The organism is Oscillibacter hominis (genome assembly GCF_014334055.1).
GTDB classification, from domain to species: domain Bacteria; phylum Bacillota; class Clostridia; order Oscillospirales; family Oscillospiraceae; genus Oscillibacter; species Oscillibacter hominis.
In genome coordinates this window covers 2,713,940-2,729,164 of the sequence record NZ_CP060490.1, presented here as the reverse complement: position 1 = coordinate 2,729,164, position 15,225 = coordinate 2,713,940, and the positions used below count along the sequence as shown (strand labels likewise).

The 15,225-nt window shown below is 62.2% G+C and carries 17 protein-coding genes; 5 read left to right on the top strand and 12 right to left on the bottom strand.

All coding sequences use genetic code 11. From position 1 onward, the window contains the following. The first annotated feature begins 76 nt into the window (after nt 1-76). Nucleotides 77-256, top strand: coding sequence for a hypothetical protein (locus tag H8790_RS13375; protein ID WP_187333010.1), 180 nt, complete (start codon nt 77-79; stop codon nt 254-256). Between the two features lie 51 nt (nt 257-307). After that, nucleotides 308-724, top strand: a complete 417-nt coding sequence (locus tag H8790_RS13370; protein WP_187333009.1) for a DUF3842 family protein — start codon at nt 308-310, stop codon at nt 722-724. A gap of 30 nt (nt 725-754) precedes the next feature. Here H8790_RS13370 and H8790_RS13365 read toward each other — a convergent pair whose 3' ends face one another. Both H8790_RS13365 and H8790_RS13360 read right to left on the bottom strand, forming a co-directional pair. After that, nucleotides 755-1,150, bottom strand: a complete 396-nt coding sequence (locus H8790_RS13365; RefSeq protein ID WP_187333008.1) for a transcription factor MYC/MYB N-terminal domain-containing protein — start codon at nt 1,148-1,150, stop codon at nt 755-757. After that, complete coding sequence (locus H8790_RS13360) at nt 1,147-1,611, bottom strand: helix-turn-helix domain-containing protein (RefSeq protein ID WP_187333007.1); 465 nt, start codon at nt 1,609-1,611, stop codon at nt 1,147-1,149. Before H8790_RS13360 ends, H8790_RS13365 begins: the two co-directional genes overlap by 4 nt. Nucleotides 1,612-1,843: 232 nt before the next feature. Between H8790_RS13360 and H8790_RS13355 the strand changes: the two genes are divergently transcribed. After that, nucleotides 1,844-3,325 carry a DUF1846 domain-containing protein gene (locus H8790_RS13355; RefSeq protein ID WP_187333006.1) on the top strand — a complete coding sequence of 494 codons (1,482 nt, stop codon included), beginning with the start codon at nt 1,844-1,846 and terminating at the stop codon, nt 3,323-3,325. A 46-nt stretch (nt 3,326-3,371) separates the two neighbouring features. Beyond that, nucleotides 3,372-5,534, top strand: coding sequence for a Tex family protein (locus tag H8790_RS13350; protein WP_187333005.1), 2,163 nt, complete (start codon nt 3,372-3,374; stop codon nt 5,532-5,534). A gap of 99 nt (nt 5,535-5,633) precedes the next feature. On the opposite strand, the gene H8790_RS13345 is transcribed toward H8790_RS13350, so the two are convergent. From H8790_RS13345 to add, 10 genes are all read right to left on the bottom strand, one after another. Continuing rightward, nucleotides 5,634-6,218: a YitT family protein gene (locus H8790_RS13345; protein ID WP_243208514.1), complete on the bottom strand. Its 585-nt coding sequence runs from the start codon at nt 6,216-6,218 to the stop codon at nt 5,634-5,636. 175 nt (nt 6,219-6,393) lie between these two features. Beyond that, nucleotides 6,394-7,545: an AI-2E family transporter gene (locus H8790_RS13340; RefSeq protein WP_187333003.1), complete on the bottom strand. Its 1,152-nt coding sequence runs from the start codon at nt 7,543-7,545 to the stop codon at nt 6,394-6,396. Nucleotides 7,546-7,565: 20 nt separating this feature from the next. Continuing rightward, nucleotides 7,566-9,029: an S-layer homology domain-containing protein gene (locus H8790_RS13335; protein ID WP_187333002.1), complete on the bottom strand. Its 1,464-nt coding sequence runs from the start codon at nt 9,027-9,029 to the stop codon at nt 7,566-7,568. 26 nt (nt 9,030-9,055) lie between these two features. After that, complete coding sequence (locus H8790_RS13330; RefSeq protein ID WP_187333001.1) at nt 9,056-10,036, bottom strand: LCP family protein; 981 nt, start codon at nt 10,034-10,036, stop codon at nt 9,056-9,058. A 163-nt stretch (nt 10,037-10,199) separates the two neighbouring features. Next, nucleotides 10,200-10,448, bottom strand: coding sequence for a hypothetical protein (locus tag H8790_RS13325; RefSeq protein WP_187333000.1), 249 nt, complete (start codon nt 10,446-10,448; stop codon nt 10,200-10,202). A gap of 58 nt (nt 10,449-10,506) precedes the next feature. Next, nucleotides 10,507-10,755, bottom strand: a complete 249-nt coding sequence (locus tag H8790_RS13320) for a sporulation transcriptional regulator SpoIIID (RefSeq protein WP_187332999.1) — start codon at nt 10,753-10,755, stop codon at nt 10,507-10,509. A gap of 114 nt (nt 10,756-10,869) precedes the next feature. Next, complete coding sequence (locus tag H8790_RS13315) at nt 10,870-11,397, bottom strand: NAD(P)H-dependent oxidoreductase (protein WP_187332998.1); 528 nt, start codon at nt 11,395-11,397, stop codon at nt 10,870-10,872. Between the two features lie 55 nt (nt 11,398-11,452). After that, nucleotides 11,453-12,193: a nucleoside phosphorylase gene (locus tag H8790_RS13310; protein ID WP_187332997.1), complete on the bottom strand. Its 741-nt coding sequence runs from the start codon at nt 12,191-12,193 to the stop codon at nt 11,453-11,455. 29 nt (nt 12,194-12,222) lie between these two features. Continuing rightward, complete coding sequence (locus tag H8790_RS13305; protein WP_187332996.1) at nt 12,223-12,756, bottom strand: cysteine hydrolase family protein; 534 nt, start codon at nt 12,754-12,756, stop codon at nt 12,223-12,225. A gap of 37 nt (nt 12,757-12,793) precedes the next feature. Beyond that, nucleotides 12,794-13,813, bottom strand: coding sequence for an adenosine deaminase (gene add, locus H8790_RS13300; RefSeq protein ID WP_187332995.1), 1,020 nt, complete (start codon nt 13,811-13,813; stop codon nt 12,794-12,796). A 260-nt stretch (nt 13,814-14,073) separates the two neighbouring features. Here add and H8790_RS13295 point away from each other — a divergent pair, with 260 nt between their 5' ends. After that, nucleotides 14,074-15,222 carry a BMP family lipoprotein gene (locus H8790_RS13295; RefSeq protein WP_187332994.1) on the top strand — a complete coding sequence of 383 codons (1,149 nt, stop codon included), beginning with the start codon at nt 14,074-14,076 and terminating at the stop codon, nt 15,220-15,222. Nucleotides 15,223-15,225: the final 3 nt, after the last annotated feature.

Sequence of the window (15,225 nt, the reverse complement as noted above, 5' to 3'; positions counted from 1 at the left end):
TTTTTCTGCTCGTGTATACTGAATGTGTATAGGCGGGTTCACCGGTTGCTGGCATTCTGAATGGGAGGTCGATTTTATGAGTGATTGGCAGGATCAGATAGGGTCTGCTGTTGCACCGCTTTTATCCCAGATGGAGCAGACAGCCCAGCACTTGTCGGAAACCGGGGAACGTGTGGACCCGGCTCATCTCAGCGCCCTGTCCGAATCCATCCAGGAAGTCCGCCAAATCGTTTCCTCCCTGGACAGGGAAAAATAGTTGCGGTCGTCCATCCCAGTTTGCTATACTGAACATGGGAGGGATGCAGAGATGCGAAATAAGATTTTAGTCATTGACGGCCAGGGCGGGAAGTTGGGCCGCAGCCTCATCGAGGCCATCCGAGTCCGCTGCCCGGAGGCGGAGATCACTGCCGTGGGCACCAACGGCCTGGCCACTTCCGCCATGTCCAAGGCTAAGCCGGATCACATAGCCACCGGAGAAAACGCGGTGATGGTATGCTGCCGGACGGCAGAGCTGATCGTCGGCCCCATCGGCATCGTCATCGCCGACTCCCTCCTTGGGGAGATCACCCCCGCAATGGCCGTGGCCGTGGGCCAAAGCCCCGGGGAAAAGCTCCTGTTGCCGGTGGGAAGCCGGTGCAGCAAGCTGGTGGTAGGCGCGGAGGACCTGCCGGTCTCCGCCCTGGTGGAACAGGCGGCGGAACTGGTTTTGGAAAAACTGAACTAAAAAAGCGTCCTGCCGCGGCAGGACGCTTTTTTATTCTGTTATGCTGATGGACAGGCCCAATACGCCCTCGCAGAAGCTGACCGCCACGGATGTGCCCTCCTTTTGCAGCAAAAATCCGGCGGACTCGTCGCCGCTTTCCCCGGCGGCCTGGTAGAACCCGTCCTCTTCCAGTGCTTCAAGGTACGCCTCACCCTGCTCTCTGGTGATGTCCTTCCAAAAGACGGCATAGGTCCCATCCCCCTCGATCACATAGTCCGGAGTGCCCTCCTCCGGTTCGGGCAAGCGCTCGGTATAGGCATTGTCCGGCCAGCGGTCGATTTCCTCCCTCTCCATGCCGGCGGCCGAAGACGCGCCGGCAGAGGAGGCGGGGGCGGCGCAGCCGCCCAGCAGGAGGAGGGCCAGCGCCAAACTCAACTGCTTTTTCACGTTCCGCGCCTCCTTTTTTGGAGGAGGGAGCGGCAGAAGACAATTGCTGTCGCGGCCACGGTGAACGCCGTAACGGCGCACAGCCCATAGACCCAGAGCGGAAGCCCGTAAACCGCGATCCCCGTGGGGCCGTCGGCATAGCCGATGGCGTTTTCCGGCAGGGGGTTCCCCCAATTGGCGGCCAGGGCCCCGGCGGTGGCCAGGATCAGGACCAGGCTGGCCGCAGGCAAAACGGCCCGTTTCCACGGCTGCTCCCTTTTGTCCGCAGCCGGGACGGCCAACTCCACCGGGGAAAGTCCAAACGCCCCGCAAAGGGCCAGCAGCTTGGCTGTGCTGGGCGCCGAGGCGCCGCTCTCCCACTTGGTCACCGCCTGCCGGGAGACTCCCAGCTGCTCCGCCAGCGCCTCCTGGGAAAGCCCCCGCTCCAACCGCAGTTCCCTGATTCGTGTTCCAATGTCCACAGTGCTCCTCCTTGCATTGAATTGAGCCCATTCTATGATAAAAACGGCGCTTTGTCCACCAACTATCCGGCAACCATTGGTTGCAGCCGGGTAAAAGCGGGGCAGCTTCCGCCTTTATTACATTTAGACGCGGCAGCATAAATTTTACGGGAAAAGTCATGCCGGCGCACTTTTCAACGGTGTGAAAATATGGTATTCTGTCTATTATTGTGAGTTGTACGGAGGAAGCAGTATGAGGATCGGATTTGACAATCAAAAATACCTGACCATGCAGTCCGAGCAGATCAGGCGGCGCATCAGCCAGTTCGGCGGCAAGCTCTATCTGGAATTCGGCGGCAAGCTTTTTGACGACTATCATGCCTCCCGGGTTCTGCCCGGTTTTGAGCCGGACAGCAAAGTCCGCATGCTCTGCAAGCTGCGGGAGGATGTGGAGATTGTCATCGTTATCAGCGCCGGGGACATTGAGAAAAACAAAATCCGCGGCGACCTGGGCATCTCCTATGATGAGGACGTGCTGCGGCTCATCGATATCTTCCGGGGCATGGAGTTTTACGTGGGCAGCGTGGTGCTCACCCAATACACCGGCCAGGCGGCAGCCGACGCTTTTTTGAAGCGTCTCACCACACTGGGCATCCGCTGCTACCGCCACTACCCCATCGCCGGCTATCCCTCCGACGTGAAGCACATCGTCAGCGAAGAGGGCCTGGGCAAAAACGACTACATTGAGACCAGCCACTCCCTCATCGTGGTGACGGCGCCCGGCCCCGGCAGCGGCAAAATGGCCACCTGCCTCAGCCAGCTCTATCATGAGAGCCGCCGGGGCATCCAGGCGGGCTATGCCAAGTTTGAGACCTTCCCCATCTGGAACCTGCCCCTGAAGCATCCGGTGAACCTGGCCTACGAGGCTGCCACAGCGGATTTGAACGACGTGAATATGATCGATCCCTTCCATCTGGAGGCCTATGGCAAGACCACCGTCAACTACAACAGGGACGTGGAAATCTTCCCGGTCCTCAACGCCATTTTTGAAAAAATCCAGGGAAGCTCCCCCTACCGCTCCCCGACGGACATGGGCGTCAACATGGCGGGCAACTGCATCGTGGACGACGAAGCCTGCCGGGAGGCCTCCCGCATGGAGATCCTGCGCCGGTACTACGCGGCCCAGGTGGACCACGTCCGGGGCGGCTGCGACGAAAAGGTGCTGGGCAAGTTAGAGCTTTTGATGAACCAGGCCAACGTGACGCCGGAGCTCTGCCCGGCGGTGTCCGCCGCGCTGTTGAAGGCGGAGCGCACCGGCGCACCGGCCGGGGCCATGGTGCTGCCTGACGGGCGGGTCATCACCGGCAAGACCTCCCCCACCCTGGGAGCGGCTTCGGCGCTGCTGCTCAACGCGCTGAAGGCCGTGGGCGGCATCGACGATGCCCTGGAGCTGATCTCCTGCCAGGTATTGGAGCCGGTGTGCCGCCTGAAAACGGAGCACCTGGGCCACCGCAACCCCCGCCTCCACACCGACGAGGTGTTGGTGGCGCTGTGCATCTCCGCCCTGACCAATCCTCTTGCGGACCTGGCACAGCAGCAGCTTGGCAAGCTACGGGGAAGCGACGCCCACTTCACCGTCATCCTCTCCGAGGTGGACGCCAAGCTCTACCACCGCCTGGGCATCAACGTCAGCTGCGAGCCCCACTACGAGAGCAAGCGGCTTTACCACAAGTAACGAAGCGGCCGCCGGTGCGCGGCCGTTTCCTCTGAAAGGACAGACTATGGAATCCATCATCCAGGTTTTATCCAGGGAATTGAACCAAAAGAGCGAGTACGTAGAAAATGTGGTGCGTCTCATCGACGAGGGCAACACCATCCCCTTCATCGCCCGCTACCGCAAGGAGCTCCACGGCTCCATGGACGACACGGCCCTGCGCGCCCTCAACGACCGGCTCACCTATCTAAGGAACCTGGCCCAGCGGCGGGAGGAGGTCAAGTCCTCCATCGAGGCCCAGGGCAAGCTGACGGAGGGGCTCTCCGCCGCCATAGAAAGCGCCGCCACGCTGGCGGAGGTGGAGGACCTGTACCGTCCCTACAAACAAAAGCGCAGGACACGGGCCACCATGGCCCGGGAAAAGGGCCTCGGACCGCTGGCGGAGCGGATTTTTGCCCAGGGCGGCGACCTCCACGACCTTCGGGAGGAGGCCGCGGCCTATGTGGATCCGGAAAAGGGCGTGGAAACGGTGGAGGATGCCCTGGCCGGCGCCAGCGACATCATCGCCGAACAGATCAGCGACGACGCCGCGCTGCGCAAAGCCCTGCGGGAGCTGATGCTGCGCCACGGACAGCTGGCCTCACGCGCTGCCACGGAGGAGGACACGGTTTACCGGCTCTACTACGACTTCTCCCAGGCCATCCCCAAGCTCCAGGGCCACCAGATATTAGCCATCAACCGGGGCGAGCGGGAGGAAAAGCTGAAGGTGTCCGTGGAGGTGGACCGGGAGCTGGCCCTGCGCGCCGTCCGTCGGGCGGCGGTGGTGCCCGGCTCCCCGGCCATGGAGTTTGTGAAAGCCGCCGCAGAGGACGCTTACGACCGGCTCATCCAGCCCTCCATGGAGCGGGAGATCCGCGCCGCGCTGACCGAGGAGGCCGGCGAGGGCGCCATCGGCCAGTTTGCCCTTAACTTAAAGCCCCTTTTGATGCAGCCTCCGGTGAAGGGCAGGGTCACCATGGGCCTGGACCCCGGCTACCGCAACGGCTGCAAGGTGGCGGTGGTGGACGGCACCGGCAAGGTGCTGGACACGGCCGTGGTCTACCCCACCTATGGCGAGCGGCAAAAAAACGAGGCCATCGCCAAGCTGAAAACCATGGTCCGCCGCCACAGCGTGGAGCACATCGCCATCGGCAATGGCACCGCCTCCCGGGAGACGGAGCAGATGGCGGTGGAGCTGATCCGCCAGTGCGAGGGGGATGGGATGCGCCTCTCCTATATGATCGTCAGTGAGGCGGGCGCATCGGTCTACTCCGCCAGCCCCCTGGCGGCCGAGGAATTCCCTCAGTTCGACGTGAACCTGCGCAGCGCCGTGTCCATTGCCCGGCGGCTCCAGGACCCCCTGGCGGAACTGGTGAAGATCGACCCCAAGTCCATCGGCGTGGGCCAGTACCAGCACGACTGCCCCCAGAAACGGCTCAGCGAGGCCCTCTCCGCTGTGGTGGAGGACTGCGTCAACTCCGTGGGCGTGGACGCCAACACCGCCTCGGCCTCTTTATTGGAGCAGGTGTCCGGCCTCACCGCCTCCACGGCCAAAAACGTGGTGAAATACCGGGAGGAGAACGGTCCCTTTACCTCCCGCAGGCAGCTTTTGAAAGTGCCCAAGCTGGGCCCCAAGGCCTTTGAGCAGTGCGCCGGCTTTCTGCGGGTTCCGGAGAGCGAGTCCGTACTGGACAACACCGCCGTGCACCCGGAGTCCTATGGGGCGGCAAACAAGCTTCTGGAGCTCACCGGCTACACCCTCTCCGATGTAAGGGAGGGAACCATTGGGGAGCTTCCCCAGCGGCTCAGGGCCTATGGGGAGGAGAAGGCGGCGGAGCAGTGCGGCGTGGGCGTGCCTACGCTGCGGGACGTGGCGGCGGAGCTCTTAAAGCCCGGCCGGGACCCCCGGGACGAGCTGCCCAAGCCCATCCTCCGCACGGATGTGATGGAGATGAAGGACTTGAAGCCCGGTATGGTCCTCTCCGGCACGGTGCGCAACGTGATCGACTTCGGCGTCTTTGTGGACATCGGCGTCCATCAGGACGGGCTGGTCCACATCTCCCAGGTCTCCGGCAAATTCATCCGCCACCCTTCCGAGGTGGTCAGCGTGGGCGATGTGGTGAAGGTGGTTGTGCTGGAGGTGGACGAGAAGAAAAAGCGTATCTCCCTTTCCATGAAGCAGGCCAAATGATGAAAATAAACGCCCTGTACGATTTTTGTACAGGGCGCTCTTCTTTTACTCATTTACAAGGCGGCGCGGACAGCGCGGTCAAAAAGCAGCGGAACCTTTTCAGTCCTGCTGCGTCTCCGGGGTGAGCCCCGGCAGCCGGATGCGCTGCACCAGGCCGATCAACTGGCCGGAAAGCACCACGGTCAAAAGGGAGTAGGACAGCCGGGCAAAGGGGATATAGCTGAGGGACAGCGCCAAAACCACCAGGTCACTGATGAGGTACACCCGCTGGATGCTCCAGCCGGTGAGGTGGGAGATGCTCATGGCCAGGGCGTCGTCTCCGCCGGGCGCTCCGCCGGCCCGGACGCTCAGGCCCACGCCCACGCCGACAAACAGCGCGCCCACCACCGCCGCTGCCAGCGGCATCTCCATAAGCCCCGGCCAAAGGGGCGGAAACCGCTCACAGACGGCATAAAACAGGGAAAACCCGCCGCCGGCCACCAGGGAGTACAGAATGAACGTCCTGCCTAAAAGCCGCCAGCCCAAAAGGTAGCAGGCAAGGTTCATCACCAGCCCGGACACGGCCGGGGAGAGATGCAGCCAGTGGTGCAGAAGCAGCGTCATGCCCAGCACGCCGCCCTCCGTCACCCCGGCAAAGGAGTGCACATGATAAAGCCCGAAGGCCAGAATCCCGCTTCCGATCAATGCAACAACACAGTTCCTGCACTTGATTTGCAAGTTAACAAACCCTTTCTCTTGTAGTCGCCCTTATCCGGCCGGAGCGCTGCGCCCTATCCATTGTATGGCGCTTTTGGGGATGCTCACAACCACGAGGCCCTTCCCGCCTATTTTGCACAAAGCGCCGCGCCCAAGGAAAGCCTCAGCGCTTGGGCCTGGGCGGCGCCTGCTGCGCGGTCTGGGCCTTCAGCCTGCGGCGGACGTTCTGGCGCAGCAGCGCATAAAGCACGGAGGCCGTGGGAATGAACAGCAGCATTCCCACCACGCCGGAGGTGCTGCCGCCGATGGTGACGGCCACCAGCACCCAAATGGGGGGAAGCCCCACGGAGGAGCCCACCACCCTGGGATAGATCAGGTTCCCCTCCACCTGCTGGAGCACCAGGAAGAGCACAATGAACCACAGCGCCTGGATGGGGTTTTCCACCAGGATCAGGAAAGCACCCACCACACAGCCGATGAAGGCGCCGAACACGGGGATCAGGGCGGTAAAGCCCACCAGCACCGCAACCAACAGCGCAAAGGGGAAGCGGAAGATGCTCATGGCCACAAAGAACATAAAGCCCAGGATGCAGGCCTCCAGGCACTGGCCGGTGAAAAAGCTGGAGAAGGTGTCGCCGGTCAGCCGGCAGACCCGGAGCACCTCGTCCACCAGGTGTCCGGGGAGGTAGGCACGCATCAGATGGACCATCTGACGGCCCAACTTCTCCTTCCCCGCCAGGATATAGAGCGCGAAAACAAAGGCAATGCTGAACGTCACCACTCCGGAGAAGACGGAGGTGGCCAGATTCAGTGACGAGGAGAGCACGTCCTTCCCCAGGGAGGAAAGCCAGTTGGACAGCTCCGATGTCAGTTTATTCAGGTCCAGCCCGATGTTGTTCACCGCCACGGTGATCTCCGGCAGCCGCTTGGAAAGCTCCGCCGCCAATGCCTCGCACTCCCTGATGAAGCCGGGGAAGCGGTCGCGGATGGAGGCGACGGTGGTCCCAATCTGGGGCGCCACCACAAAGACCACGGCGCTGATGACGCCCAGAACCAGGATCAGCGTCACTACGATGGACACAGGCCGTACCCACGCCCCGCTGCCCACCTTGCTCAGGCCCCGCTCCACGGCCCGCATGGGAATGTTCATCAAAAATGCCAGGCCGCAGCCGATGAGAAACGGCGAGGCAAAGCCGATCAGCGTGCCAAGGGCCTTGCCGATCACCTCCAGGTGATTGAGTCCCCAGTAGAGCGCCACGGTCCCCAACACCAGAAGCGTCACATTCCGAAAGGAAAAGGAGTGCTGTTTATCCATTGGTTCACCTCAATTTACTCTTACCACGGGTGGGCGGCCCAGGACTGGGCGGAGGTCATGCCGAAATACGCATAGTCCGTTTTTGCTCCGCTGTCGCCCCAGGTGGTGTCAATGTGATAGTCCGTGCCGTCCAGATTCGCCACCGTCCAGATGTGGTCGGCGTTGGAAAGGCCGTAGCACTGGATGCCCTCCAGCTTCAAAAGCAGGTTGTAGGCCCCTGTATAGCCGTCGCAGACCGCCTTGCCATAAGCAAACACGCTGTAGGCCAGGTGGCTGAGGGAGAGGTCCGAGGCTCCCTGGTCATAATAGCAGTTTTCGCAGACCCAAGCATAGTATACCCTGGCCTTGTCATACTCCGTCATGTCCGCCGTGATCTCTCCGGACTCCCACAGCTGGTCGTGAACCTCGATGGCCCGGTCCATGGAAAAGCTCCGGTAGGAGCTCAGCTGGGACGCCGTAGAGCTGGCCGCGGAAAAGTTCAGCGTGACCGTGCCCTTGGCCAGGTCATAGGTGCAGCTGACCGTGTTGTACATCTGCTCGCAGTAGGACTTCACATTGGTCAGGGCGGAGTTGAGCAGGTTGTTGACAAAGGAGGCGGTCAGGGAGTTGCCGGGATACTGGAGGCTCATGGTGCGCTGCCCGCTTGCAAGCATGGAGCGGACGTTGCCCCGGATTTCGGCGGCGGAGGCTGGATTGGCCACGAACTGGGCCGTGGGCACCAGGTCCGCCATGGTGGTGCCCACGGCGCTGTAGTCCGGGGCCGCCGACCAATCCAATTGGAGCCGCAGCGACTCGTCCACCATACGGCTGAGCATGGAGGCGGCCTCACCCCGGGTGATGTTAGACGCCGGCCGGAACGTTCCGGTGCTTCCGCTGCCCTGGAGGATTCCGCACTTATAGAGCTTGAGGATATCGGGCTGATAAGGGGTATACTCCGTCACATCGGTGATGTAGCGGCCGGTGGCATACCCTTCCGTCACCGCCTGGTCGTTGATGGACGGCAGGGCGGAGTCCGGCAGCACATGGGCCAGCACATGGGCCATCTGCGCCCGGGTGGCGGCCTTGTCCAACACGCCTTCCAGCTCCGAGCCCAGAACCGCCTCCGCCTGGAGATATGAAAGATAGGGCACGTAGGTCCGGTAGGGCTCTTCAAGGGTCCCCGCAGCGGAGCGGTACCCATTTGCCCCGGCCTCCGCGTCTCCGGTGCGGTAGAGGCTCCGGATGCGTCCGGCAAAGACCACGGCCTCCCCGACGCTCAGGGAGTCCTGCACGCCGAAGGTTCCGTTCCCTTTGCCCACCGTCAGGCCGTACTCATAGAGGGCCGCTACGCTGGCATAGTGGGCCGAGGCGGGGGCAAGATCGGAGAACTGGCGGGTATAGGTCTTCACCCGGGTGAAGTTCTCCATGCTGTCCTCCGCGGCCAGCGCCGTACCGGTACAAAGCAGCGCGGCGCAGAGCAGCAGGGCCAAAAGACGCCGTTTCATTCAGCTCCTCCTTCTTTTTTGGTCCCTCAGGTGGGGATGTTCAGATCCGCTGCCGTGCGGGGCTCCACATAGGGGTTAAAGTGTTCGTTCACCAGGGTGAGGGCAGCCTCCGGGTCCACCAGATAGAGCGCGCGCCGGTCGTTCCAGACACCCTCCAGGGTGGAAAAGCCGATGTTGTCCGTTCCGATGTCAAAGGCCTCCTGGCCCAGCCAGGCCAGGTTCCCCACTGAAAGATCGGTGTCGACATAATCCTGGAAAATCTGCGCCATGGTGCCGATCTTGGCGAGGTTGGCCGGCTGGAGCACCTGCTTGGCCACCGCCTTCAAAAAGGCCTGCTGGGTTCCAATGCGGCCCAGGTCCTCGGTCCCGTAGCCGGTGCCGTCGTTGTTGTGGCGGAAGCGCACCACGCCCATGGCCTTCTTCCCGTCCAGGTGCTGCATGCCCTTGCTCAGATGGATATGGAGGTCCTGGAGGGGATCGTCGTAGTTCATGTTGATGGGCACTTCGAAATCCACGCCGCCGACGGCGTCCACCAGCTTGACAAAGCCGCGCAGGTCCACCGACACGTAGAAATCCACCGGGATACCCAGCAGATCGCCCACCGTCTGGCGCAGCAGCTCCGTCCCGCCGGCGTTATAGGCGTAGTTGATCTTCCGGGCCTTGCCCTTGATGTAGGCGCCGCTGTCCCGGGGGATGCTGACGCACTGGATCGCGCCGTTTTCCGCGTCCACCGCCACCAGGATATTGGTATCGCTGCCGCCGTTTTCATCGTCCTCGCCGCTGACCAGGATGGTATAGAAGTTGGGCTTTCTTGCAGAGGTGTCCGCCATAGAGGCGGAGGCGGAGGTCTGGACGGAGCCGGAGGAGGCCGACCCATCCGGGTCCACAGGGTGCAGCTCCGGCGGGCGGATGAGGCATTTGGCCGCTGCCACCAGTCCGGCGGCCATAAAAATAAGGATCAGCAGCACCCGGCCGGGATGTCTTTTTTTCTTTACTCTCTTTGCCATACTCTTGTCCTCTTTTTTGCGAACTTCCGGCGCCGGGACAGCCCGGCCCAAAGATTTACATAATACAATTCATTATACAAACTTCTCCGCCGAAGCACAAGAGAAAAAGTGTAATAAATCGTTACAAAAAAGAAACAAGGAGAATTCCTTGTTTCTTTTCCCGCTATTTACAGTTTTCCGATGTATCCTGGGCGATGGTTTCCAGCAGTGCCTTGATGTCGGCCAGAAGCTGGTTCTGATAGGCCAGGGTACAGCATACGTAGTGGAGATCCGGCTGCGGCAGGTCCGGCTGGATCGGATGGGGCCAGCGGCGGACAGGCGGCTCCTCCGCCCGAAGGGGGACAATGGGCGCCGGAGGCGGAGCAGACGGGCGCTCAGCGGCCTGGCGTTGTCGGTGGCAGCGGTTTTGCATGGCAATCCCTCCGTTTTCTGATTCTGTTCTCAGCTTATGCAGCCAAGCGGAGGTCGGTTCAGGCTCCTTTGTATTTTTTTCGGGTTGCCATCCCGCCCCGGATGTGGCGCTGGGCTTTATTGACCTCAAGAACCTCCTTGACCTGAAGGAACAGGCTCCGGTTGTAGAGCGGGAGCCGTTCGCTGATGTCCTTATGTACAGTGGACTTGGAAATGCCGAACTTCTGGGCGGCGGCGCGGACCGTCGCCCGATTCTCTATAATGTATTGAGCGAGGCGCTCGGCCCGCTCCTCCATGTTTCCCTTCAATGACAACACTCCCCGACTGGTGTTGCTCATATCTATGCGCCATCCGGCCGGGATATGCGGAAAGGAGGCCTCCATAAGCCTCCTTTCCGTACGTCATCCTAATTATACAGGGAATTACAGCGACATCGCCAGCTCCTGCGCCTGGCGGCAGGCCTTCTCAAGCACTGCGGACGCGTCCACGCCCTCGCTGTCCAGCCCGTCCGCCGCCACGCAGGTGTAGTCTCCGAATCCAAAAAATGTGTGCAGCGCGTCCAGGTACCGGCTGCCCTGCTCCAGTTCCGGCTGGGCTTTATAGCATCCGCCCCGGGTGGTGAGAAACACGCAGTGCTCCGCCCGGCACAGCCCGTGGAGCCCCCGGGCGTCGCAGCCAAAGGTGATGCCGTCCACAGACACCTGCTCAATGTAGATTTTCAGCAGCGCGGGAAAGCCCAAGTCCCAGAAGGGCGCGGCAAACACCACCAAATCCGCCCGGGCCAGCTGGCGGGCATAGCGGAACCGGTCATGGGACAGCTCTCCGGACTGGATCAGCCGCTCCCTTTCCCAAAAATACTCGCCGACAAGTGGGCCAAGCCCCTCCTGCATCAAATCCAGCCGCGTCACCTCATACGCATCCGGCAGCGCGGCAAAAAACGCGTCGGCCACTTCCGGGTCCTGGACTGCTCCCCCCGGATGCAGCAATCCACAAAAAGGGCCTGCTTCATCTTGTTTCCTCCTCCATTCGATAAAGGGCCTCCAGGGCCACCAGGATTTCCCTGGCCTCCCCCAGGGCGGTCCTGTCCTCGCCGCCGGCGTAGTCCCCAATGGAGCCGGCGGTGTCCCGGCCCCACAGCACCACATTGTTGAGAATGGACGCGGTGCGCACGCCCCGCAGCCTTCCCACGGTGAACAGGGCCGCCGTCTCCATGTCGGCCCCCAATACGCCCAGGGCGGACCAGCGGTTGGAGACCTCCTCCTGATCGTCGATGTAAAAGCTGTCGTGGCTGCGGACCAGCCCTGTGTGAAAGGGCCAGCCCTGCTCCGCCGCAGCGGCCTGGCAGCAGCGCAGCAGCCCGTCGTCCGGCACCGCCGGGTAGCGCAAATCCGCATAGGCCCGGGAGGCGCCGTCGTCCCGGATTGCGCCGCAGGCGAAGATCAGGTCTCCCAGATCGATCTCTTTTTGCAGCGCGCCGCAGGAGCCGATGCGGATCATGGCCGTGACGCCGATATGGCGCAGCTCCTCCACGGCGATGGCGGCGGAGGCGCCGCCGATGCCTGTGGAAAGGGCCAGCACCGGCACGCCGCGGTAGGTGCCCCGCAGGCTGCGGAACTCCCGGTTGTAAGCAAGCTCCTGAACCTCTTGCAGGTGGGATGCGATCCGATCCACCCTGGCCGGATCGCCGGGCAGCAGGGCGCAGCGGATGCCAAGGGACTCATCCAATTGAATATGGGGCTGAAGCATGCACTCGCCTCCTCTGAAATAGGGCCCGCTCAGCGGCCCAGGACCTCGACCTGAAGGCCCTGGAGCACATCCAGCGTCTTTTCATTCAGCACTGGGTCAAAGCTGCCCGTCAGCCTGGCATCCACCACGATCTGGGCCTGGGGGTAGCGGCTTTGGAGCACTGCGGCGTTGCTGATGACGCAGATGTTGGACACCAAGCCGCACAGCTCGATCCGGTCGGCCCGCTCCGGCAGCGCCGCCGCCACAGCCGGGTCCGTGATGTCGATGCCGAAGGATTCTTTGTCAATCCCCTGGGCGCCCACCTCGTGCAGGGCAACCGCCGTTTCGCCGAACAGCTCCCACCCGGCGCTTCCCTTCACGCAGTGCACGGCGGGCAGATGGCGGCCCTCCCGGGTGGAGAGGTAGTCGCCACCATGGGTGTCCCGGGTGAAGAAGACGCGGCCCGGGCCGTACTGGCGCACCCGCCGGGCAATGGGGCCGTCCAGAGTCTCCGCGCCGGGGAAGCCCAGGGCGCCGTCCACAAAGTCGTTTTGATAGTCGATGACAAAAAGATACTCTTCCATGATTGCTTCCTTTCTTTATTCAGTCCGGCAGTGAGGCTCAGCGGCTCTTCTCCGCCTGATCCAGCCGGTTTCTCAGCACAGTTTTCTCCGCCTCCGGCAAAAAGGCCCCTTCCACGGCGTTACGGGCCATGCGCACCAGGTCCTTCTCTGAAAAGCCCATTTCCCTGAGGCAGTGGCCGTACTCCGTATCCAGGCTGACGCCGGCCAGGGCCATGTTGTCCGTGTTGATGGTTACGGCAATCCCCATGTCCAGCAGCGCCTTGGCCGGATGGGCCCGGTAGGAGGGCTGGGTGCGGCACTGGATGTTGCTGGTGGGGCAGATCTCCAGGACGATCCCCTCCGCCGCCGCCCTGCGGCACAGGTCTTTGTCCTCACAGATGCGGTGGCCGTGGCCGATGCGCCGGACGCCGAAGTCCATGGCCTCGCGGACCGTCTCAGGTCCCTGGCTGTCTCCGGCATGGCAGGTGCAGGGCACGCCCAGCTCCAAGGCCCGGTGGAAGAGGGGCGCAAAGTTCCTAAGGGGCACGATCCCCTCGGCCCCGGCCAGGTCCATGCCCGCGACGCCCCGGCCCAGATAGGCCCCGGCCAGCTCCGCTGTTTCCCAGTTCTCTTTCCAATTGGCCGCCTCCGGCCCCACGCACATGGTGCACAGCAGGATGCCGATGCCGATCCCCGGGCGGGACTCCAGAGCCTGGCGCCGCCCCTCGATCACGGCCTCCACCGCATCGGCCTGGGAAAGGCCCCGCCGGGTGTGGAGCTGGGGCGCGAAGCGCACCTCCGCATAGCAAAGCCCCTGGGCAGACAGGGTTTCGATCAGCTCCCGGGTGACGCGCGTCAGACTCTCCCGGTCCTGCATCACGGCAAGGGGGGTCTCAAACATCTCAAGATACCGGTTGACGCTGCCGCAGTTGGCGGACTCCGCGATCAACCGGCGGTATCCCTCCGGCGAGCCGCCGCCCACCGTCACGCCCTGCTGCGCCGCCAGCACCCAGATCGTCTCCGGCTCCACGGAGCCGTCCAAATGCAGGTGCAGGTCTATCTTGGGAAAGCGGATCATTGCGCAGCCCCCTCTCCTTTGTTTGTCCCATGATACCGCTTTTTTGCCGCAAGCGTCAAGCAGAAGCGGCCCGAACAGCCTAAGTTAATCAGAGTGTAAAGAAATACTAAAATTTTTTGTGGAAAACAGATAAATTTTTTCGTTGAAATTGACACTGATTCGGAAACAGTTTACAATTGCTTTATCCCAAGTTCTTGATATCCCTGTTGATACAGTTGATAGCAAAGACGAGGGATTATTTTATTTTTGGAGGGTTTTGCATGAAAAAGGTATTTGCATTGCTTCTTGCCCTTGCCATGTCGCTGTCTCTTGCGGCCTGCGGCGGCACCGGCTCCGGCAGTGGAAGCGGCTCCTCGGCGGCAGGCAGCGGAAGCGCTTCCTCTTCCGGAGAGAGCGGCGGAAAGGTCTACAATGTCTGCAACCTGGTCAACGGCAATCTGGGCGACAAGTCTTTCTTTGACTCCGCCGAGTCCGGCCTGGCCGAGCTGAAGGCGGCAGGCCGCATCGAGTACAAGACCATTGAGATGGGCGGCACCGACGAGGATCAGCCCAGCTGGCTTTCCACCCTGTACGAGGTCTCCGAATCCGGGGAGTACGACCTGATCGTCTGCGGCACCTATCAGATGCCGGAGTACCTGGATGAGGTGGCTGCCCAGTATCCGGATCAGAAGTATCTGATCTACGACTCCGAGTCCAGCCAGCCCAACGTGGTCAACATCAACTACAAGCAGAACGACATGGGCTACCTGGTGGGCGTATTTGCCGCCAACATGACCACGGACACCAACCTGGAAAAGATCAATGAAGACGCGGTGATCGGCTTTGTCGGCGGCGTGGACAGCCCCGTCATCAACGACTTCCTGTACGGCTTCATCCTGGGCGCCCAGAGCGTCAACGCGGATGTGAAGGTGGACACCCGTTACACCAACGACTATGTGGACACCGCCATCGCCAAGGAATACGGCCTGTCCATGATCAACGACAACAAGTGCGACATCATCTGGGGCGTTGCGGGCAACGCCGGCAATGGCGCCGCTGAGGCCGCCCTGGAGAGCGGCAAAGCCTGGTTCATCGGCGTGGACTCCGACCAGGAGCTGACCCTCTCCTCCGACCTGGCCGCCATCACCCTGACCTCCGGGCTGAAGAACATCGGCAATTCCCTGGTGTGGTTCTTTGACCAGTGGGATGCGGGTGAGGACCTGTTCGGGCAGAACATCCTGTTAGGCATCGCCGAGGGCGGCGTTGGCATCGTCACCGACAAGAACTTTGCTACATACGCCTCCGACGACACCAAGGCCGCTGTCCAGGCTGCTCAGGACGGCATCCTGGCCGGCGAGATCACCGTCCCCACCGCCATTGGCGATACCTCCGGCGCTGTGGCGGATCTGCGCGAAGCCGTCCGTCCGTAAGAA